19 protein-coding genes are annotated in these 21137 nt (G+C 35.2%); 17 read left to right on the forward strand and 2 right to left on the reverse strand.

The genetic code is table 11. The annotated features are described in order from the left end of the window. Positions 1-220: 220 nt before the first annotated feature. From QYS47_RS07300 to QYS47_RS07380, 17 genes are all read left to right on the forward strand, one after another. On the forward strand, positions 221-3166 hold the full coding sequence (locus tag QYS47_RS07300) for a tetratricopeptide repeat protein (protein WP_322348205.1): 2946 nt from the start codon (positions 221-223) through the stop codon (positions 3164-3166). Between the two features lie 109 nt (positions 3167-3275). Further along, positions 3276-3716: a YybH family protein gene (locus QYS47_RS07305; protein WP_322348206.1), complete on the forward strand. Its 441-nt coding sequence runs from the start codon at positions 3276-3278 to the stop codon at positions 3714-3716. Between the two features lie 51 nt (positions 3717-3767). Beyond that, positions 3768-4334 carry a nuclear transport factor 2 family protein gene (locus QYS47_RS07310; protein ID WP_322348207.1) on the forward strand — a complete coding sequence of 189 codons (567 nt, stop codon included), beginning with the start codon at positions 3768-3770 and terminating at the stop codon, positions 4332-4334. A 22-nt stretch (positions 4335-4356) separates the two neighbouring features. Then, complete coding sequence (locus QYS47_RS07315) at positions 4357-5577, forward strand: DUF418 domain-containing protein (protein WP_322348208.1); 1221 nt, start codon at positions 4357-4359, stop codon at positions 5575-5577. Positions 5578-5646: 69 nt separating this feature from the next. Continuing rightward, positions 5647-6342 carry a hypothetical protein gene (locus QYS47_RS07320; protein ID WP_302126712.1) on the forward strand — a complete coding sequence of 232 codons (696 nt, stop codon included), beginning with the start codon at positions 5647-5649 and terminating at the stop codon, positions 6340-6342. A 103-nt stretch (positions 6343-6445) separates the two neighbouring features. Beyond that, positions 6446-7483 carry an amidohydrolase family protein gene (locus QYS47_RS07325; RefSeq protein WP_322348209.1) on the forward strand — a complete coding sequence of 346 codons (1038 nt, stop codon included), beginning with the start codon at positions 6446-6448 and terminating at the stop codon, positions 7481-7483. A 17-nt stretch (positions 7484-7500) separates the two neighbouring features. Then, the gene (locus QYS47_RS07330) at positions 7501-8124 is read left to right on the forward strand and encodes a hypothetical protein (protein ID WP_322348210.1); all 624 of its coding nucleotides are present in this window, start codon (positions 7501-7503) and stop codon (positions 8122-8124) included. A 171-nt stretch (positions 8125-8295) separates the two neighbouring features. Then, positions 8296-8646 (forward strand): 4Fe-4S binding protein, encoded by a 351-nt coding sequence (locus tag QYS47_RS07335; RefSeq protein ID WP_308357177.1) that lies wholly within the window; start codon positions 8296-8298, stop codon positions 8644-8646. Between the two features lie 434 nt (positions 8647-9080). Further along, complete coding sequence (locus QYS47_RS07340; RefSeq protein ID WP_322348211.1) at positions 9081-9641, forward strand: hypothetical protein; 561 nt, start codon at positions 9081-9083, stop codon at positions 9639-9641. Positions 9642-9869: 228 nt separating this feature from the next. Next, complete coding sequence (locus QYS47_RS07345) at positions 9870-10895, forward strand: hypothetical protein (RefSeq protein ID WP_322348212.1); 1026 nt, start codon at positions 9870-9872, stop codon at positions 10893-10895. Between the two features lie 101 nt (positions 10896-10996). Then, positions 10997-11950 (forward strand): hypothetical protein, encoded by a 954-nt coding sequence (locus tag QYS47_RS07350; RefSeq protein ID WP_322348213.1) that lies wholly within the window; start codon positions 10997-10999, stop codon positions 11948-11950. Between the two features lie 983 nt (positions 11951-12933). Then, positions 12934-13902: a hypothetical protein gene (locus tag QYS47_RS07355; protein ID WP_322348214.1), complete on the forward strand. Its 969-nt coding sequence runs from the start codon at positions 12934-12936 to the stop codon at positions 13900-13902. 102 nt (positions 13903-14004) lie between these two features. Continuing rightward, positions 14005-14631, forward strand: a complete 627-nt coding sequence (locus QYS47_RS07360) for a hypothetical protein (RefSeq protein ID WP_322348215.1) — start codon at positions 14005-14007, stop codon at positions 14629-14631. Between the two features lie 1010 nt (positions 14632-15641). Next, the gene (locus QYS47_RS07365; RefSeq protein WP_302126687.1) at positions 15642-16337 is read left to right on the forward strand and encodes a hypothetical protein; all 696 of its coding nucleotides are present in this window, start codon (positions 15642-15644) and stop codon (positions 16335-16337) included. Between the two features lie 358 nt (positions 16338-16695). Beyond that, a complete protein-coding gene (locus tag QYS47_RS07370; protein WP_322348216.1) occupies positions 16696-17271 on the forward strand; it encodes a hypothetical protein in 576 nt (191 codons plus the stop codon). Positions 17272-17479: 208 nt separating this feature from the next. Further along, positions 17480-17707, forward strand: a complete 228-nt coding sequence (locus QYS47_RS07375) for a DUF433 domain-containing protein (RefSeq protein ID WP_322348217.1) — start codon at positions 17480-17482, stop codon at positions 17705-17707. 11 nt (positions 17708-17718) lie between these two features. After that, positions 17719-18072: a DUF5615 family PIN-like protein gene (locus QYS47_RS07380; protein WP_302126683.1), complete on the forward strand. Its 354-nt coding sequence runs from the start codon at positions 17719-17721 to the stop codon at positions 18070-18072. Positions 18073-18356: 284 nt separating this feature from the next. Here the strand turns inward: QYS47_RS07380 and QYS47_RS07385 are convergent, their stop codons facing one another. Together QYS47_RS07385 and bioB are read right to left on the reverse strand one after the other, a co-directional pair. Further along, on the reverse strand, positions 18357-20027 hold the full coding sequence (locus QYS47_RS07385; RefSeq protein WP_322348218.1) for an alpha-amylase family glycosyl hydrolase: 1671 nt from the start codon (positions 20025-20027) through the stop codon (positions 18357-18359). A gap of 79 nt (positions 20028-20106) precedes the next feature. After that, entirely contained in the window at positions 20107-21111 is a 1005-nt protein-coding gene (gene bioB / locus QYS47_RS07390) for a biotin synthase BioB (RefSeq protein WP_322348219.1), read from the reverse strand. Between the last annotated feature and the right edge of the window lie 26 nt (positions 21112-21137).

Consider the following 21137-nt stretch of genomic DNA (forward strand, 5'->3'; position numbering starts at 1 on the left):
ATAGCATGAGTTTGATTTGCCTTCTTTTTTTCCGTTTTCTAACGAAATAATAAGGTCATAATATGAGAATTTCAAAAATTCTGTTTGTTCCCATCAATTCAAAGTAATTTGGATCTGAAGATGACAATAGAGGAGACAGCATTCATTACATATTTCCAATGTTTTAATATTGTAATAATCAAATAATATTTATAATTTCATAAGGGTAATCACCAATTTTGTGAAAAAAACTATACTCTTATTTATCCTTAATGGGGTTCTGATCTACTTTTCTGTGGCTCAAACTGCTATAGATTCCCTTCGCCAAGTGCTCAAAACTCAGGGAAATGATTCAAATAAGGTAAATACTTACCTCCAATTCTTTTATACTGATTTATACTATACTGATCCTGCAGAAGTAATTCTTTTTACAAAAAATGCAATAGAATTGAGCAAGGAAATCAATTTTGTAAAAGGAGAAATAGAAGCCTACAATTCTTTAGGCTATATCTACCGCTTGAGGAGCACTAACGACTCTGCTTTTTATTACTTCAAGAAAGCTAAGATGCTTTCGGAGTCTGTCAATTATACGCTTGGTTTGCTGGATGCCTATATTGGCATTGGAAATACCTATAATCAACTGAGTAAATGGCAGGAAGCCATTATCGAATTCCAGAAGGCAGAAGAAATTGCTTTGGCTGCGAAAAATATTCGTACAGCCGCCAGTGCAAATAATAACATGGGCAATATAAGTCTGGCCCAGGGAGATTTACAGGCGGCATTGAAGTATTATCAAAAAGCGGCAGATATTGGACCTCCATCGATTAAAGAGGTTGCTTTGGTAAATATTGGTTTAGTACATATTGAGTTAAATGATGGAGCTAAAGCAAAATCTTATTTACTAGAGGCAAAAGAAATGACTAATGCTTCTAAAAACTGGTATGCACTAGCTTTCATTTATCAACATCTGGGTTCTTTAGAAAAAGCAGATGGCAACTTAGAGGAGGCATTAGACTACTATCAAAAGGCTATGAATTCTTATAAATCCATAGATGAGCGACAACATTATTCAGAAGTATTAACCAGTGTTGCCTCAGTATATTTTGATCAACAAGAATATATAAAAGCTTTGTCGACTTATCAGGAAAGCTTGGATATCCAAAAGGAAATAGAGCATTTTACGGGTTGGTGTAACAGTTTGCATGGCATAGCTAGAGTTTATTTGGCCATGGGCAAAGAAGTAGAAAGTGAAGCAGCCTTGCTCCAGGCAGTTGAAATTGCCGACAATCACGACTTACTAACCATTAAAGATGACATTGCGCTGACCTTAAGTACCCTTTATAAAAGTAAGGGGCAGTTTGAAAAAGCATTAAATTATCATGAGTTGTACAAACAGTTGAGTGACAGTTTGCTCAATCAACAGAAATCGGAGCAGATTGCGGAAATGGAAGCTCAATTTGAGAATCGGCAAAAGCAGCAGGAAATTGACCTTTTAAGTGCTGAAAATGAAATTGCAAATCTTAATGTTTTGCAGCAAACTAACTTTCGAAATTTTGTCATTATAATAGCCTTTATTTTAGCCATCTTGGTAGCTGTTACTTATAACAGAGTGCAGGTAAAAGTAAAGGCAAATAAAAAGCTGCAGGAACTTGATCAGTTAAAAACCAACTTTTTTACCAACATATCTCATGAGTTTAGAACACCACTTACCCTCATTCTAAACCCAATTGAAAAAGTCTTGAAAAGTCAACAAGATTTAGCGATCCGAAATGATTTGCTCCTAGTACAAAGAAATGGTAAAAGATTGTTGGAACTGACTAATCAGTTACTTGACCTTTCAAAATTGGAGGCCGGTAAACTGAAGTTGATGGTATCTGAATATGAGTCATCTGAATTTTTTAAGACTTGTATTGCTTCATTTGAATCATTTGCGGATTCAAAGAATATTAGATTTAAAACCAAATTGAAGGATGCACCGAAGTCTGCCTATTTCGATCAGGATAATCTTCAGAAAATTCTGAATAATTTATTGTCTAATGCATTCAAATTTACGCCCGAAGGAGGGATGGTGGAACTAGAGGTCAAGCAAGAAAATACATTTATGCAAATCTCAGTAAGAGATTCCGGCTTAGGTATTTCGGCAGAAGAACAAGAAAAAATATTTGATCGTTTTCATCAAGAGACTGAAAGTAGACATCAAGAAGGTTCGGGAATAGGCTTAACTCTTACTAAAGAGTTGGTCTTACTGCACCACGGAAGTATTACAATAGAAAGTGCGCCTGGGCAAGGCAGTACTTTTACAGTAAAAATCCCGATTTCCGCCAATGCTTATGCTTCTGAGCAGTTGATCAAAGAAGTCCCAATGAATGGAAAGCCTTCTTATTCTAGTGAAAGTAAGGCACATACTATGCAAGCGGATGTTCAATCGGATTTGCCAATTGCTCTTGTCGTAGAAGATAATCCTGATCTTAGAGCGCATATCGTAGCACTTTTAAGCGGGCTCTATCAATTGGAGCAAGCGCCTAACGGATCAAAAGGGCTGAAAATGGCAATGGAATTAATACCCGATATCATAATTTCTGATTGGATGATGCCGGAAATGGACGGGCGAGAATTTTGTGAAAAATTAAAGACAGAAGAAAAAACCAGCCATATTCCAATCATTATGCTTACCGCCAAAGCTGATTTGATAAGTAAAATTGATGGATTGAAAACAGGAGCTGATGATTATTTAACTAAACCATTTAACACGGAGGAATTGCTGGTTCGCATGGAAAATCTAATAAAGCAACGTGAAAAATTGCGAACTACTTACAGTAAAATTATTACAATTACTCCTTCACAGGTCGAGATTGAGGATCCTAACGAGGCTTTTTTGCATAAAATCCTGAGTATAGTAGAACAACATATTGGTGATGCTGAATTCACAGTTGAAAAACTGCAAAAAGAAGTGGGCATGAGCAGGATGCAATTACATAGAAAACTTAAAGCACTTACTAATTTCTCCGCTAGCGAATTTGTTCGCGATTTAAGGCTTCAACGGGCAGCGCAATTTCTTGCAACGAATGGAATTAGCGTGGCAGATGCTGCTTATAGTGCTGGTTTTAATAGCCTATCCTATTTCTCGCAATGCTTTAAGGAAAAGTATGGCGTAACACCTTCACAATTTGAGAAACAACCCTCTTAAAATTAGTTTAAGAGCATTTGTTACATTTCTTATAGTTTTTGGGACATATCTAATAGCCTTTTATTTAAGGACTGATGAACTTGTGTACATCAAAACAAAATAAAAACCTATGAAAACTTTATTGACCCTATTGCTGATTAGCTACTGCTTTACCGGCTTTGCTCAGAATACCGTTGAAGAATTAGCTAAAATTAAAGAAACACGCGATGCGTTCATGTTGGCTATTAAAGAACATCGCTATCAAGATCTTGCCAACTTATCAACAGCTGATATGGAGAATGTCGGACCTGGTGCTGAGGCTTGGTTAAAAATGTACCTACTAGGGCAGGAGAGAGGGGCCTTTCCATACGATCGCATTTTAATGAGCCCAAAAGAAACTGTTATTGTTAGTGATTCAGTGGCCTATGATTACGGAACAAGCAAAGTGTATTATACCGATGAAGAGGGTGAAGAAGAACTACTCACCAATACTTACCTGGTAATTTTAAAAAAGGATAAAGAGGGTATTTGGCGACTACATCGAGAGGTAGCTTCTGCTCAAGTAAAGTAAGCAATAAACTAAACTTTAAGACTCATGAAAAATTTAATGCTTTTATTCCTTATGATAGGAATGTCATTTCCACTTAAGTCTCAAACTGATACAGTTCGACTCATTAATCAAAAAGAATTAGAAGAACGAAATAAAAAACTTGCGACAGGATTTTATAACGACCTCTGGTTTACTAATAATACGGATAATTATAAAGATTATGTAGCAGATACTTATGTGGCACACGATATTGGTGAAAGGAAAGGAGTTAGCGAACCAGCTATTGAGCAGAAGATTATCGCAGATCGGTTTTGGGCGAATGGGAAGTGGGATGCAAAGATTAATTATCAAATTGCAGAAGGCGATTTAGTGGCTACACGATGGGAAGCCACTTATCAGCCTGAAACTCTTATAGGGCGAATCATGTACGGTTCAGGTACTATTCCCATTATCAATGTCTTCCGTTTCCAAGACGGTAAAATCGTTGAATTATGGAATCATCGACACGATATTGATACTAATATGACGATGAAGTTTACCATCAAAGGATTGCTAATCGGTCTTTTCATTGCCCTTATCCCTACTTTTTTTGCCATTCGGTTGAAACGCAAGCTTAGGAAAATAAACCTTAATAATTGATATAAAATTAAACTCAAAAACTATGCAGCCTACTCAACCCAACGAACGCTTTCTTTTTTTAGATGTACTACGTGGCTTCGCCTTATGTGGAGTTTTGATTGCCAATATGGCCTTTCATTCCGGCTATTGGTTTCTAAGTCCGGAAATGCAGGCAGGCTTGCAATTTGCCGATGCTGGTAATTCCCTAATGTGGGTGATTCATTTCTTTTCGGATGGTAAATTTTACTCCATCTTTTCAATGCTTTTTGGGATAGGGTTTGCATTGCAAATGCAGCGATCTATAGAAAGGGAAGAGCCATTTATGGGGAGATATAGCAGACGTTTACTGATATTATTTCTATTCGGACTCTTGCATGCATTTCTCTTTTTTGTAGGCGATATTCTGAGCATGTATGCCCTAACAGGCTTTCTTTTACTATTATTTCGAAAGAAATCTGCTAAATTCCTTTTCAGGTCTGCCCTGATTTTACTTTGTTTACCTGTTTTGCAATACGCTTTTCTTTGGTGGAATGCCCAAGGAGCACCTCCAGTTGATCTTTCAGGCGATAGGGCATTCTTTGAGCAATTGATTCTGGCTTACAGTACAGGAAATTTCAGTGATATTCTTTTTAATAATATTGGCGGTACAATCTTCGGAAGATATCCTGACCTAATTTTTACCGGCCGCTTTTTCAAAGTGCTAGCTATGTTTTTGTTGGGCTTCTACATAGCTAAAAGCAGATTGTTTGAATATAGGGAAGAGCGGAAGGATTTTTATAAAAAGATTCTACTATGGACTGCAGTAATTGGGATTCCTTCGAATATCATCTTGGCTCAAATGATGACTACCGATGCTTACTATATGTTGGAGCCTAGTGGCATTGTGCAGCCTTTGGTGTACGCCTTTGGTGTGCCCGCACTAGGTATATTTTATGCGGTTGGTTTACTCATACTTTTTCAAAAGCCTGCATTTAAGTCTAAGCTAAGTTTCTTTGCTCCATATGGAAGGATGGCGCTAACCAACTATCTGATGCAAAGTATTTTAAGTGGTTTGGTGTTTATGAGCTATGGATTTGGTCTATTTGGAGCGGTCGGGCCTATTTTATTCACCATTATTGGCTTTAGTATCATGATTATCCAATTCATTTTCAGCCATTGGTGGCTATCCAAATTTAAATACGGACCTGCAGAATGGCTGTGGCGATCATTGACTTATAAAAAATGGCAGCCTTTAAGAAAAGCAGAAGATTTGACATTTAATTGATCTTTGAACAACTATGAATGAGGAATTGCCAATTATTTACTTCTGTATAAAAACGATAAAAATAAATCCATGAAAGGAATTATTCCAACAAAAAGAATTGATCACTATTTTTTCCCAATAGTAGGAAGCTATTATTTAGTTACAGCACTATTAGGTTTTGGCTATTCAACTGCGAATAGGTTATCGGCTGAAGGTGTTTTGCCCTTTAGAGTTATAGTTCATGGGCTTTTGGGAGGTATCTGGTATGCAATGTTTTTTTTACAAGTAATACTGATTGCTGCAGGTAGGAAAAATGCACACATGAAGTTAGGCAGCTATTCGGTTCCAATTATGATTTTGGTTTTTATAAGTAGTATTTACACGGTCCTTTTGCGAGATCCAATTTCTTTTGAAAAAGTACCGTTTTCAATACAAGGATTTGAAATTGGCCTCTTTACAATAGGACTGATTTATGTTCTGCTTGGCTACATTTACCGATATCGCGCCCATCATCATAAACGATATTATTTAATGAGTATAGTGATTCTTAGTGGGGCAGGAATCAATCGATTTTACAAGTTTATTGGTGTAGAGATGTTTAATGAATTTTTAATTATTTTCTTTCTTCCCCTATTACTCATTGTAGTTTACGATCTTTTGATTTATAGGCGTTTATTCAAAGCAAGCTGGATTGGAATCCTTCTCTTCGTTTTTAATATGCTTGTATTAAGTCGGCTTTTACAATTGCTTGCAGACTATCTAAGACCCATTTTAAAAGCATTATGAGCGACTTAATAAATAAGACGGAATTGGAACCAGGGAAGAATTTGCGGTTTGATTCAAAAGTTGTTTGGCACTGCTAGAATAATGAATATCAAATAGTAAAAGCATGAAAAATATGAGAAGAATATATGCTGCTTTAGCCATTGTTTTACTTCTGAGTAAAACTGTAGCCAGCGGACAAACAGAAAATGAAATTCAACATAATGTGTCTTATAAAGGCCCCATAATAGATGTTCATCTGCATGCATTCCATGCCGAAGATAATGGCCCACCGCCAGCCGCTTTTTGTGTTCCAGTATCTAGCATGATTCAGCACTATGACCCTAAAGATCAATGGGCTGATGTAGTGGTGAAAAAATCTAAGAATCCTGATTGTGAGGATCCTTTATGGTCTCCTGAGACTGATGAAGAATTGATTATGCAAACTGTAGAACAGCTAGAAAGGTATAATGTTGTGGGTGTTTTGAGCGGTGAGATTGATTTTCTTCCTCAGTGGCTTGAAGCTGCTCCAGATAGGTTTATTCCCAGCTTAAAATTTAGCCTCCCTGCAGATGAAATGCATGTTGACAGTCTTGAAGCACTGATTAAAACCTTTGACATAGAAGTAATTGGGGAAATCGGGAATCAATATCACGGCATTGCTCCGAATGATCCTCGCATGGATAAATATTGGCAGTTGGCAGTTAAACTCGATATTCCGGTGGCCATTCATTTGGGGTCAGGACCTCCAGGTGCGCCATATCTAGGTTTTCCAAAGTACCGCCTAAAGTTTTCAAATCCGCTTCAATTAGAAGAGGTATTGAACAAGTTTCCTTCCCTCAGGATGTCAGTCATGCATTATGGAGAACCCTTTATTGATGAGATGATTGCCATGATGTACACCTACCCACAATTATATATTGACTTGGGTGGAATAATGTGGACTTATCCTAAGGCCTATTTTTATGAGTATCATCTGAAAAAGCTTGTAGCGGCAGGATATGGTAAACGTATTATGTTTGGCTCGGATTCAATGACTTGGCCGGGGCTTATTGGAAGGAGTATAGACATTATTAACGAAGCTTATTTTCTCTCCTTAGCGCAAAAAGCAGACATTTTCTATAACAATGCAGCTCGATTTTTAAGACTGACCACAAAAGATTAAAACTAAACCAACCTGATATGAAAAAGAATTTCTATACTAAAAACTACTTCTTTGGCTTAAGCATCACAATTTTTATCTTAAGTGTGATTGCCTTTTCAGATAATTTACTAACAGATGTAGGGCAACCAAGTAATAGCGATCCGATCATGATTATCCATGGCTTAATCATGTTTGCCTGGACCATCATCCTGATCATCCAAACTAATCACGTTCGGAAAATGAATATTGCACAGCACAAGAAGTTAGGAATCGTAGGCTTTTTTATCGCCATTCTAATGCTGCTAAGCATTAACTATTTGGCTTACTTGGGGCCTGATTTCAATGAACTACCATTCTTCGGGAAGGCCAATAGAATATTTGTCCCGGTATTTGCTGTCATGTTAATATTTGCTTATCTCAAGCGGTATAATAAACTACTCCACCAATATCTTATTTTTGTAGGTTTATTGTTTTGTATGGAACCAATTCTAAGTCGCTTTTGTGGCAATTTAGATCTAAATCCTATGGTTTTCGCATTTCCTATTTGGATAGGGTTGTGGATATCTATTTTTATCTATGATATCATCTTAAGAAGGAAACTACATCCGATTTTGTATCTGGGTTTCATCTTTTTTCTAGGGGTTTATATAATTATTTCGTAAGATGATTTTTCACATCTCATCGTGATTTGCCAATAAGAAACAATGTAGAACCTGTTTAAATTAGTGCTTTCTTCAATTTATTTTTACTTAAGTATTGTCCGTTCAAACTTATTCTTTGTAATTTTGTTGTTATACTAACTAAATTAGCGAAAAGCTTAAATTTTTTCAGTTATGGCAATAATGATAACAGACGAGTGTATTAATTGTGGCGCATGCGAACCAGAGTGCCCTAATACAGCTATATATGAAGGTGGAGTAGAATGGAATTGGTCTGGTGGTACTTCTTTATCAGGCAAAGCGAAGTTAATAGATGGATCTGAGGTAGATGCAGATGAAATGCAAGAACCGATTTCAGATGAATTTTACTATATCGTAACAGGGAAATGCACAGAGTGCACTGGGTTTCATGAAGAACCACAATGTGCTGCCGTTTGTCCGGTTGATTGCTGTGTAGATGATCCAGATAATGAGGAAACAGACGGAGAGTTAATGGCCAAGAAAGAGTGGATGCATAAAGAATAGTAATTTTTGATCTTAAGATATTTAAACCCGCAAGCTTAAACTCCTTGCGGGTTTTTTATTTTATGTAATTCATTAAGTATAGCCCTTTCGTTTGTGGCTGCTAAAAGGGGGGTGTTTCACAAATTAAGAAATATGCAATCGTGTTTTGCATACAGTCTTTTTTGTTATAGACTACCATTTTCATTCTTGTAGGATTTTAATTACATTTATTGCATCAGTTCAAATACAACCAAAACCTTAAGCTCAGCTTTATTTTTTGAATTGTAATGACTTACATAATAGATATTTTATCACCTAATGTTGCATATAAACAACTTTTGTAAGCACCTATATGAATACAATAATAAATCCGTTAGATTAGTGCCAATAATATATAAACGCAATAATAGCGTTTGCACAATTGTTAGAGAGAATTATCACGGCACCAATCACTTATGAGACGAATTATTTGCTTCTTCTTTTTTTTGAACTTAATAGCCTGCACAGACGGTGACAATTATAAAAGTCAATTAAATGGTAGCTGTCCAGACGTTGAATTACAGCAAATTGTTAAGGACAGTTTGTTAGAGTATTCAGTTAATTTACCTGCAGAATATGCTGTTTATAAAAATTATGGCGACTTGAGTTTAGCTTCTGTCAAACCGACTGAACTTGACAATTATATAGAGTCTTTCGGGTTGACAATTGAACAAAATAGTATGAATTATAGGCTAAATGAGTTCTATAAAAATGGGACTTATTGGGACCAAGAAGAATATGAAAGGGACTTTGACGATTTTTCCATGGTCACCCAAGGAAAGACTATGATAAATGACGTAGAATATAAGTATAACATTTATACATACGGGAATGAACAGGTTTTAAGGATGTTCGGAATTTCGAACAATTTAACATACAGTTTAATGTTTCTGTCCAATCAGGAGGATTTTGACAGCCTGTTTTGCAAATACGTCAATATTGCGCAGACCCTAAAAATAGGACAAGACTCTCTCTAACATCTGCTAAAAATGCATTTGCTTACTGCTTCTAGCAAAGTGCTTAGGAAATAGCCACAAAGCCAATCATTTAGTTTTATTCAAAGCGAAGGCAGACAAATTGATTCTCTCCTTTTACTGCTTTGTAATTGTAGTTACGGTTTGGCTTTGCTACTTTAGTACTTCGTCAGCTAAATGTGGCAAACGCATTTTAGCTTAGCGTTGCCAGTAATTCAAAAAAAACACAAAATGAGTCCAGATCTTTTAGTGGATACTGTTAAATACAAAAACTACTTTTTAGTCATAAGCGGGATTTATGGGGGAAGAACATTGACCGTACTCGACAACCAACTGCAAGAAATAAGTGAACATGACTTTACAGGTATACAAATGTGGGATGAGGAATTTCATATTGATGAGGAAAACTCAAAAATCCTGATTTCTGTAATTACGACAGAAACGTTCCCACTTGAAAGTAAGAAATATCAAGGTTTTAACACTCTGTGGTATGAACTCAAAGAAAAGTCAGGTACTTTTAAGTTGGAGCTAATTGATAAATGGGAAAAGTCAGATATTAAGGGAATTAAAAGTAAAATTCATAACGGAGAACGAACTTGGGTTGCTCTTAGAGAATTGAATTATATCAGCCAAACTGGAAACAAAGGGAAAAACTCATTTATTGGGATTGCTCAAAGCTCTCAACTTGAAATACCTACGTTCGAATATTCAGTAAGCAATCAGCACTCCCATTTATCACAAAACTTCGACATAGAATTAACAGACAAGGACATTTTTATTTCTGGAATTGGAAGCATTGCTAAAGACACTCCAACAATTTTGAGAATTGCTAGGAATAGAAAAAATATGGAATTTATTGAACTGGATATTCCGCTCAAGAAACTCCACAACTTTAATGATACTGTAATTAAAAAGATAAATAATCAACTATTTGCTTATTTCTGGACTACGTCAAGTGAGTATTGTAAAAAGTACGTTTTTGAAATCTTCACAGTACGTGTAATGAAATCTTTAGATGAATCTACTTTTGAAAAAGCAATAGACTCTGATTATGTACATACGTTCACTTGGTCAAAAAATGGTGTTGCTTATAAAACTGACAAAGGTTCTACACCATGTAGACTTGGTAGGATTGATACCAGTGGTAAAATTGTTCAAACTGAGGAACTCGAGACTTCTCATCCTGAACTATTAACAGAAACGGGGGAATTAATTGTAGCAGCAGATGACAGAAAACAACTATTGAAAATTAAATAACTACTGGCAACATTATGTATGAAATCATAGCCACACAAGGCAAACGCACAGTCCAAAGCTACGATTCATACATTTAGCGTTAGCGGTAACATACTTTCAGAATGAGCATATTCGGATTATTCAAATCAAAAGGCAAAAAAACTCCTGAAAAGCCTGTTGAAAAACTAAAGGTAAAAGAAGGTCAGGAATTGGTTTGCCTAAATAAAAATAATTACTCTAAACTATTAAGTAAAGACATTCCAGAAACTGATCAATTTGAACTTTCGGAAATTAAGGTTAATGAGGGAGAGTATTTTAAAGCCAATCAAACCCTATTCATTTTAGGTTCAAAAATTCATGGCAGTGGACTTCTGTATGTGAATCTTCCATATGGTGGAAGAATAGATAATTTCTTAATAAAAAAGGAAACAAGAATTGGTTTGAATGATGAACTTCTTTTTGTTCACAAAATCGAGGACGATAATGCGTTAAACTTGAAGCTCCTTGAACAAAATAGACCGAAGCTTGAACAAACTGAAGTTAGTTATCAAGAAGATGAATTTACAGATGCAAAAACGATAAAAATCACAAAAGTAGCATCTGAAGAATCTGAATACTTCAAACTTTACCTTGACCAAGCAACTTTAGCACATGAGTATTTAGGATTATCATTAGTGAATCATAATGGCTATGTCTATGCCTCATTTACTTCGAGAAATGAAGATATAACGTTAGCAAAAGGAGATTCTTTGATTATGCTTTTTGAAGATAAATCAAAGTTGAATTTCACTTTTTCAAATGCAGGAGAAGGAACTAAGGGCTTTCGATTCAATCACTCACCAATCGGGTTTGAAGAACTTGACATTCTACTCAACAATAGGTTAACGAAAGTCAAATTAATTAGCACGAGAAAAAAGCTCTATTCAATCTATCATATGAATCATAAGATTAATGAAAATCAATCTTTTTCAATTGATCAAAGTGCCCAATATCAAACAGAATTAGAAGGTCAATATTTGCTACAGCTTATGACCGCCCGATTTATTGAAATGAATAAGACTTATAAGGTTAAATAATACCGCTAACATGGGCTAAGAAAACATAGGGGTTTGGTGGTATTCGGAAGTCCAGAGCTTTTGGGCAGTCCGCCAATCCAAAATTTTGATAATGTAAAAAAGTAAAGTAAATTATAAAAATATTTGACTTGGCTAAGTGCTAAACTGAAAGGGCAGTGTTTCAAACTCCCCAACGTTTCTTAGCCATGCGTTACTTGTCATTTTCTCCCATTCATAATCATGCAAAGAAGTTGGCTGATTCTTATAGTTTCTTTAATCCTATTTCTAATTATTAATGAATTAGACAGTTATTTTTTAAAAACAGACTTAGAAGAACTTTATCTAGTATTATTCTTTGTCTCTACACTTTGGCTTTTCTCACTTGTATTTCAAAGATTTAAGCAAAGAGTTAATCTTAAAATTAATATTAAATCCTTTGGGCTATTTTTATTCCACATCATTCCAATAATTATAGTTCTTGTAATGAGTTATTACCATTATGGAACTTGGAAAATGACTTTAGTATGGATGTTAATTCCATCCCTTGCAATTATAACTGATTTATTAGTTACGTTTTATCAGTACTTCACTAAACAAAACAACAACAAGTAACATAGCATAAACCCCATTTGCTTACTCATTTCATAGCTAAGTTTTGTGCAGGTGTCCCGCAATTTATGCTATCACTTTGTTCTGGCTTCAGTGTAGCGGGACAAGACATTGTAAGTTTAAGAGGCAATTAAGGCCAAGCTTGCATTTAAGGTTCTTGCTAACTGCTGCAGGACTTGAGGACATCAGGACTTAAGAACAGACTCGAAGAAAATATTATAGTAGCTACCTGCCAGCTGTTTCGGTCGGACTAAGTATGACCTACCCTAGGTGGACGTCACCTCTTTCTGTCAGCCTGCTTTGGTTGACAACGCATAAATTGCTAGTTTTCCATTTCATAGCCTGCTCCGGCAAACGGGTTTTATGCAGGCGTTGGCAGTCATAAAAAGAAACAGATGAAGAAAAATTTAATCATTGGAGTTTTATCTCTTTGCTGGTTTAATTGCTTTTCGCAATCTGAACCGACTCAAAATTATGAGCAAGTTCTAAAAAATGAAAAATTGAAGAGCATCAAAACAATGTATTACAGAAGTGAAGACACTACTCAATCTGAAGGCAGAGTTTTATTTAAAAAGGAATTTGACGAGGAAGGGAAATTAACTGAGAAATATGTTTATACCTTCTGGGATGTAGTTTCATATGACCACACAACAACATATAAATATGGTTCAAAGGGATATCTTATAGAGAAAACAAAAATTCAGAAAATTCTTAATCTGGGCAAAAGAGATGCAGGATACATAGATGCTCTTGGAGATGATCCGATTAATGAAAAATCATTCTATACTTATGATGAATCTAATAGGCTAATAAAAGAAGTGAACTATACTTTTGGCAAAGAAGGGTTTGATGAAAATGACACCCCGAGTAATTCGATTGAATACACATATAACCAAAAAGGAGACTTAATAAAAGAAATAGGAAAGACACCAAACGGTCGAGTTATTTATCTAAATTATGAGGCGACTTATGAATATGATAAAAACGAAAATAAAATCAAGGAAACGAAGATTTTCACAACTTCGCCAACAGAATCTCATAGAACAACAATCTATTCATACAATAACAAAGGAAAATTAATTGAAGAAAAGACTGAGGATTCTGGAGTACCAAGAAATAACAAACATTTGAAATATGAATATGGCAGCAACGAGAGGTTGAGCAAAGTTCTTAGGTTCTCTCAAAATGATAATAGCTGGAAAGTAACTAAAACCCTCTCATATGATGAAAATGGTAATCCAAAACTTGGAGATGAAGAAACAACCTTTACTTTCTATGAAAATGGATTAATAAAAGGAGAATTATGGAAAAGCAGTAGAAGTGATGAAACCGTTAACTTCATAACTACATACGAATTTTATTAAAATTACGAACTGCCAACATTATGTATGAAATCATAGCCGCGCAAGGCAAACACACAATCTAAAGCTACGATTCATAGATTAACCGTTGGAACACATTAAAAAATGGCAGATAATCAGTTCATAGATAAATTCAAGTCCAAATTAGACAAGGAATTGGAAAGAATTGCATCGAATTCAAATTCATTTGTTTTTGATGCACGTTATGCAGCTATCACTTTGCTCAAAGACCGAAACTACAACTCGACCATAATTAACCAAGTAGAGAAGGAATATGAAAATATTGCAAAAGTCGAACGAAAGAATAAAGAAGAACTAAAAGAACAAGATCAGCGATTAATAAGACATATCCGACAAATTCCAGTCAAAGGCAGGGGGAAATATGGGCTTAAGAATGGAAATGAATTACAAGTAAGAAGACTTAATGAGTATTCCTTTCAAGTCAGAATAGAAGACCATTTCAGAAGTGAGTTAGCGCCAGTTATTATTTGCAAAATCAAAGATGACTCAACTTACTTCTGCTACCCATTCTTGTACCTTAAATCGATTTTGATATTCGGATTTGGGGGAACAGTTTTGATGGCCATATTGGCTTTTCTTGGATATGTGAAATATGAACCATTTATTTTTTTACTTCCTCTTATTGTGGCAATAGGACTTCAGCTGATTTTGATGCCTTTTTTCTACTTTCTCATACTGTACTTTTTTAGAAAACGATTAAGAAAAAAATAAAAACGAGTGCCAACAACGCATATAGCTTATGGCGGGTGAACGACTGCCAGCAAGGTTTTCGCTCCGTAGCCAGCTTTGGTTTCGGTGGACAGGAAAGTGCTTCGAAACCGCCACAAGCCATATACAAACCGTTAGCGATAATTCCTCATATAACGAAGTCGTTGACTCCGCAAGCTAAAGATAGAACAAAGAAATAGAAAGAATTAATGAAAAGAGAGATATATAAATTGCTTATTTTCAACAGTTCAATAAAACATTAATCAAAAAAGGTAGAGAATGGGAAAAGATTTTTTCGAACTATTTTATTTTAAAACTTATGTTTTCTTAAAGGAATACGCTCCTAGTTATCTAGGAATAGAAAAAGCAGCTGCCAATCTTTTCATATCTCTTTTGCTCTATTTGAAGTTTTTAAGCCTCTCTGTTATTCTAATATCCGTAACAGTAGGGTTCGTTTATGTCTTTATTGAGAGTTGGTTACTTCTATTCTCATTGCTTTTCTTTATTTGGTTGACTCATGCTTATTTAGGGAAAAGACATCATGAGATTTTTAGGAAGTACAGGGATCAAAAAAAAAATAAGAAAACATCAAATGTCACATATTTTTCATACATATTCGCTGTTTTTTCTATTTTCATAATATCGATCTATTTTTGCTCAAAGTATTACTAATAATCTATCGCTAACATAATATAAAACCCATTTGCGCACCACCTTGTAGAAAAGTGTCTGCTAAATAGCCCGTAATTTATGCTTGCTTTTCATAGCTGGCAAGTAAAGATGTTGCTTTGATCGAGTATAGTGCTTAATTATTCTAAGATTTTGCAATTAGTAAAGTTTATCAGTTTGTGGAGAAAGCATAAATTACTACTTTCAGTATTTCACAGACCAGTATAGCAAACGGGTTTCCTACTCGAAATGGTTCCATTTAATAAAAAGCAACAGGATTTCTTGATATATATTTTTGGAGGTATTACTTTTTGATTCCTAAATTTCAACCAAGCTATATAAGAATGTCCAAAGAAAACTTTGAAGCCTTAAAAGACAAAATAGAGCGCCTATCACCAGCTGAAATAAAAACACCCAATATGCCTGTAGATGTTTTTTTACAGGAAGCCTACAATTTATATCAATGGAGCAAAGCAGATCAGGGGAAATTAATCAAAATAGGAATAAAGGATTTCCAGGAGTTTGAAGCCCGGATAGGGGCTTTGAGTTATGTGCAATCCCAATGGGTTAATAATCGATATCAGAAAGGGCCTAACAGACAGGAATGGGATGAAAGAAGTAAAAAAGCTGAGGAATTAAAAAATGAACTGGAAAATGCTTTTCGCTTTGCCTTTCGCAAACGAGCTGACTTATTAAAAAACTTGCAAAAAATAGTTAAAGGCAGCCATAATTCAGATTTAATACAGGATTTGAGCGATTTATCTATTCTGGGAAAAGCGAATTTACCCTTATTGGAAGCCATAAGTTTTGAGGGAAGTAAATTAGATCAAGCAGAAAATGAAGCTTCAGAATTAAGTAGTCTGTTAGCTAAAGTTAAGAGGGAAAGAAAAGAGAAGGCTGAGCTTAAAGTCTGTAGGGATAAAACCTATTCCTATTTAAAAGAATTAGTAGATGAAGTATCCCAAGCAGGTAAATACCTTTTTAGGAATACAGAAGCGAAACGTAAAGGCTATTTCAGTCGATATTTGAATAAGCGATAAGCTCTAAATATACGTCCTGAAGTTCAGGAATGAAAAATATAAGTCAGGATAGTATAAAATTACTCAGGGAATATGTTCACCAAATCAGGAAACTGTATTTTTAGTCAGGAAAAAATAAAATAAGGCAGGAGTTAAGAAATAAACTCAGGACAAAATATTATTTGGAATTATAATTTAAGATAATCAAAAAACTGTTAAAAATTCACCTTCTCAAGCTTTTGACTCACTATTGTGTTTTAGATATGTGTTTAAATATAAATCCTATATATTTACAGTTCTATACATTACCAAAACCTAAAAGTCAATTTCAAATTATTTTCTGAGGCTATGGTAAAAAAGTATAGTGTGTATAAAGTAATTGAGTTACTTTATATACGGAATATTAGATATAAAGCACACTTATTTGTTTTATACAGTTGTTGGTGGTAATTGTATTGCTATGAATATAGATTTTGAAAAATTATTATACACACTACTTGTTGCCGTCATTGGTTTTTTTCTTAGAGATGCCTACAACTGGATAAAGCATAAATTTTTCAAAGGGGACAGACCAAAAGTTACATTTATGTATATTTATAGACATAAGAGAACTCAAGGTACTAATCCTAGAATGTATGATTTCGAAGGGACGTTAATAATTGAAAACATAGATAAGGAATCAATATATGATCTAAACTTACCAATTCCAGTTAATACTGCTGACGTCATCCGATACAACGACCAAAATAATCCCGGCAATATTGAACTGAAAAGTTTGCCACCTAACAGCCCTATTCAAATTAAGATGTATCAACGTGTTAATTATTTGGACGCAGGTAGTTTTCCTGACGCTGCCGCAGAACTATTACCTGAATCATTTACAAACCCAGATTTCATACTTTCTTTCAAGAACTATCGAAAAAAGAAATTTAAGTTGGGAGTTGAAACAAAATAACTACCACCCGCCAACAAATGCTATGAATGGGGTTTCATCAGTAAGGAAAGTTTGGCGACATTTGGGAAGTCAGCCACAATGTGTAAACTAATAATTACTGTGGCTGTGTGTGAATGGCTACCTTAGTAGTTTCTTAGCCCCTCTCATCATAGCTAGGCGTTGGTAAGCATGGGCGAACGAAGAAATAAGAAATTTCGTACCTTTGAATATGGAATGGAGAAAACACATAATAGCTGATGAAACTGTACTACTTGGGAAGCCTACAGTAAAAGGAACTCGCGTATCTGTTGAGCATATCATTGGACTCCTTGCTCAAGGATGGACAGAACAACAAATTCTTGAAAATTATCCTCGAATGAATCAGGAATCACTTCAAGCTGTTTTTTCTTACATCCAAGAATGCTTAAAGGACGGACTTTTATACACTAATTTTTAAATTCAACCAACTTGAAGTATCTAGCTAATGAGAATGTACCATTCTCCAGTATCACCTTTCTCAAATCAAAAGGTTACGACATTAAGGCGATTGGAGTTGACGACCCTAGTATTACGGATGAACAGGTTATGCAGATTGCTATTGATGATAACAGGATTATTATAACTTATGACAGCGATTATGGCGAATTAATATTCAAGCATGGATACAAACCGCAAGCAGGTGTCATTTTTATCAGGACTCAGCCAACTGATCCATTAGAGACAGCAAAGATTTTAGAAGAGCTCCTTACTAAAAAAGCTATTTCATTTGAACATAATTTGACTGTTATCGATTCCAACACGATTAGACAGAAAAAATATTGACGCTTACCAACATTTGCTAAAAATGAATTTGCTTAATGCTTCTAGCAAAGTCAACAGTTATATCGCCACAAAGCCAAACTGATAATTTCATTTAGATTTAGGTCAAGCACTCAGGAAGGTTTTCTTCTTTTTTCTTTCAATAATTGTTGATTTAGTTTGGCTTCGCTACTTTAGTATTCCATCAGCGAAGTGTAGCAAACACATTTTAGCTTCGCGTTCAATAAGTGTAAAGTCAGAATTATATCAATGACCCTCAAGCGTTTTAAAAGCTTGAGGGTTTTATTTTACATTCCTTCTAAAAGCAATAATCGGCTGTCTTCTTTAAATTTTATTCTTCCATCTATTACAGTTGATTTTTCAGATGTATAATGGTTACGGACTTCTTGTCCCTCTTTAAAAATTGCAGGGGCTTCAATGTCTTTAATATTTTCTTCCATCACCACATAAACAGCATCATCGTAATTTTCATTTTCAAGTGTTCTAACAAAACTGTAAGGATTATCTGAAATTTTTTGATGTATTCCTGCTCCTACAGAAGGATGATTATTTCTAAATGTGCCTAATTTTTGCCAATGCTTATGGATATCTTGAATACTGTAGCCTTCTCTTTTGGAATCAGCTCCCAATTCACCCCAATTCATGAATGATCTTAATTTGGCATCTCCATCAGCTTTAGCATTAAGGTAACGAGCAGTTTCATCTCCATAATAAATTTGAGATGCTCCAGGGGTTAATAATAAGTAATTAGCAGTATTATATACCTCTTTTCTCTCTGCATCGTAAGGGCTGCCATCATCATGCGATGAAAGATAATTTAAAACTGATTTATTTTTCAATTCACCTTGATTTAGGATTTCAGAATATTTGGAGAATATTTCATCAGGCTGCTTTTCTTTCAGTTCCCATTTTAAAGAGAAGTTGATCATGCTATGAAAACCTTCATCGAAGAAATTAATAGCAGTATCTCCATCATAAGTAAATTCTAAGCCATCATAAATTGAGTAATTATAGATTTCCCCTACCATATAGAAATCCAAATCATCTAATTTCTCTTCAGGGTTATCTTCTTTCCATTTTCTTAAAGCCTTTAGCGCTTCAGCATATAATTCTCCCCAAATTCCTGCTTCAGTATGTTTTACTGTATCTACTCTAAAGCCATCTACACCAAACTCTCTAATGTAGTCCGTTATCCATTTAATCAAATAATATTTCGGTGCTCTTGGATAGCCGGTTCTTTCGAAAAATTCATCTAATTCTGCTAACTCTTTATCTAATCTGCCTTCCTCTTCCCATTTATCTAATAAATGCTGAGGTAATTCAACTTCCTCTTCAGATTCAGTTAAAATATCAGGTAGGTTGTCAACCAATGTACATTTCACTGTACTTTCCCAGTCCTGATAAGTACAATTTGGACCAGTTCTTACCCAGCCTTTCCATAATGGATCTTGATCGGTGACGGATCCGGTATGGTTCATCACTACATCTAATAAAATTCTAATATCATGCTCATGAGCAGTTTTTACTAATTCTGCTAAATCATTCATGGTGCCAAAATTTGGATCTAGTGTGGTCCAATCTTTTGTCCAATAACCATGGAAACCATAGCTTTTCCCCGTTCCTTCATCTACAGCACCATGAATTTGTTCCACCATAGGGTTGACCCAGATTGCATTTACACCCAAGTCATTAAAATACCCCTCTTTAATTTTTTGTGAAATTCCTTTTATATCTCCGCCCATAAAACTTCTCAAAGGAGCCCCATCTTGCTTTCTTCCGAAATTCATATCGTTAGTAGAATCTGCATTATTAAAGCGGTCAGCTAATAAAAAATAGACCGTTGCGTTCTCCCACATGAAAGGAGCTGTTGATTCCTGAGTTTTTGCATTGGTATCTGATTCAGGAGTTGAACAGGATGTGAAAATTGCGATAAGGATAAATAAGTAAATGTTTTTCATTTCGAATTTTCAATTGGTATAGAATAAAAAAGGGTAGCAATTTTTTTGCTACCCTTAAATATAAAATAAATTCTTTTGATTAACTCACACCGGGAATTTGCTGAAACTCAACAGCAGGTTCTCCATTTTTAAATGCTTTTCTAGGCTTTAGATTTAAAGTCTGGAATAATTCAGCATCCTCATTTACCTCAGGGTTTGGAGTGGTTAATAATTTGTCTCCCGCAAATATTGAATTAGCTCCTGCCATAAAGCATAAAGCTTGCTCCTCTTGGTTCATTCTCACCCTACCCGCAGAAAGTCTAACCATTGCTTTTGGCATAGTAATTCTGGCTGTCGCAATCATTCTTACCATTTCCCAAACTGAAACTCTAGGCTGCTTTTCTAATGGAGTACCTTCTACCGGTACTAAGGCATTCACAGGCACTGATTCCGGGTGTTCTTCCATGGTTGCTAAAGTATGAATCATCCCAATTCTATCTTTATGCTGCTCGCCTAGTCCAATAATACCTCCTGAGCAAACTGAGATTTTTGCTTTTCTCACATTGTCAATAGTATCTAATCTATCATCATAAGTTCTAGTGCTGATGATGTCATCATAATGCTCTTCAGAGGTATCCAGATTATGGTTATAAGCGTAAAGCCCAGCCTCTTTTAATTTCTGAGCCTGTGATTCGGTAAGCATACCAAGGGTACAGCACACTTCCATATCCAACTCATTTATGCCTTTCACCATATCTAACACTCTATCGAAATCTCGATTGTCTCTTACCTCTCTCCATGCAGCCCCCATGCAGAATCGTGTACTGCCATTTTCTTTAGCAATTCTAGCACTTTCTAATACTTGTTCTGTAGGTAATAACTTATGTACTTTAACATAAGTGTGATAACGTGCTGCTTGTGGGCAATAGGCACAATCCTCAGGACAACCACCAGTTTTTACACTCAATAATGTACAAACTTGAACTTCTGAAGGGTCATTAAACTCTCTATGTACAGTAGCTGCTTGATAGATCAGTTCTAAAATGGGTTGATTATATATTTTTTCTATTTCTTCTTTCGTCCAGTCGTTCCTAATCTCTGTCATATTAGTTTTTTTAAATTAAATCAGCC

This window comes from Marivirga arenosa (assembly GCF_030503875.2).
Classification (GTDB): Bacteria; Bacteroidota; Bacteroidia; order Cytophagales; family Cyclobacteriaceae; genus Marivirga; species Marivirga arenosa.

What these genes read in the sequence shown, in the direction of transcription:
- QYS47_RS07335 (WP_308357177.1), top strand. Translation starts at nt 8,296, where the DNA reads ATGGCAATAATGATAACAGACGAGTGTATTAATTGTGGCGCATGCGAA.
- QYS47_RS07305 (WP_322348206.1), top strand. Translation starts at nt 3,276, where the DNA reads ATGAAAACTTTATTGACCCTATTGCTGATTAGCTACTGCTTTACCGGC.
- QYS47_RS07315 (WP_322348208.1), top strand. Translation starts at nt 4,357, where the DNA reads ATGCAGCCTACTCAACCCAACGAACGCTTTCTTTTTTTAGATGTACTA.
- QYS47_RS07365 (WP_302126687.1), top strand. Translation starts at nt 15,642, where the DNA reads ATGTCCAAAGAAAACTTTGAAGCCTTAAAAGACAAAATAGAGCGCCTA.
- QYS47_RS07355 (WP_322348214.1), top strand. Translation starts at nt 12,934, where the DNA reads ATGAAGAAAAATTTAATCATTGGAGTTTTATCTCTTTGCTGGTTTAAT.
- QYS47_RS07325 (WP_322348209.1), top strand. Translation starts at nt 6,446, where the DNA reads ATGAAAAATATGAGAAGAATATATGCTGCTTTAGCCATTGTTTTACTT.
- QYS47_RS07330 (WP_322348210.1), top strand. Translation starts at nt 7,501, where the DNA reads ATGAAAAAGAATTTCTATACTAAAAACTACTTCTTTGGCTTAAGCATC.
- QYS47_RS07340 (WP_322348211.1), top strand. Translation starts at nt 9,081, where the DNA reads ATGAGACGAATTATTTGCTTCTTCTTTTTTTTGAACTTAATAGCCTGC.
- QYS47_RS07360 (WP_322348215.1), top strand. Translation starts at nt 14,005, where the DNA reads ATGGCAGATAATCAGTTCATAGATAAATTCAAGTCCAAATTAGACAAG.
- QYS47_RS07320 (WP_302126712.1), top strand. Translation starts at nt 5,647, where the DNA reads ATGAAAGGAATTATTCCAACAAAAAGAATTGATCACTATTTTTTCCCA.
- QYS47_RS07345 (WP_322348212.1), top strand. Translation starts at nt 9,870, where the DNA reads ATGAGTCCAGATCTTTTAGTGGATACTGTTAAATACAAAAACTACTTT.
- bioB (WP_322348219.1), bottom strand. Translation starts at nt 21,111, where the DNA reads ATGACAGAGATTAGGAACGACTGGACGAAAGAAGAAATAGAAAAAATA.
- QYS47_RS07385 (WP_322348218.1), bottom strand. Translation starts at nt 20,027, where the DNA reads ATGAAAAACATTTACTTATTTATCCTTATCGCAATTTTCACATCCTGT.
- QYS47_RS07375 (WP_322348217.1), top strand. Translation starts at nt 17,480, where the DNA reads ATGGAATGGAGAAAACACATAATAGCTGATGAAACTGTACTACTTGGG.
- QYS47_RS07350 (WP_322348213.1), top strand. Translation starts at nt 10,997, where the DNA reads ATGAGCATATTCGGATTATTCAAATCAAAAGGCAAAAAAACTCCTGAA.
- QYS47_RS07310 (WP_322348207.1), top strand. Translation starts at nt 3,768, where the DNA reads ATGATAGGAATGTCATTTCCACTTAAGTCTCAAACTGATACAGTTCGA.